The sequence below is a fragment of the Rhodococcus sp. A14 genome (genome assembly GCF_011603105.1).
GTDB lineage: Bacteria > Actinomycetota > Actinomycetes > Mycobacteriales > Mycobacteriaceae > Rhodococcus_F > Rhodococcus_F opacus.
In genome coordinates, this window is the sequence record NZ_JAAOQS010000347.1 from 1 (window position 1) to 269 (window position 269).

Genomic DNA, 269 nt, shown 5'->3' on the forward strand with positions numbered 1-269 from the left:
GGCTTCCGCGAACTCGCCGGCCGCACCGCGACAACCCCACACCACCCGACCACTCCCACCAGCCAGGAGCATGACCAATAGTCGCCACCAACAGCAGGAACGGCGCCTGGCCGTTAGTTCAGAGAAGATCCCGGAGCCGGGCATGTGGCTGCAGTTCGATTGGGGCGAAGGCCCGCGGGTCGGTGGCCGGCGAACCCAACTGTTCTGCGCATGGTTGTCGTGGTCGAGGTTTCGGGTCGTGGTGCCGGCGTGGGACCAGCAGCTCCCGA

Annotated in this window: 1 pseudogene; it reads left to right on the forward strand. The window is 66.9% G+C overall.

The features are described 5' to 3' along the window. Positions 1-70: 70 nt before the first annotated feature. Positions 71-269: pseudogene (locus G9373_RS46110) on the forward strand (IS21 family transposase); the annotation flags it as partial.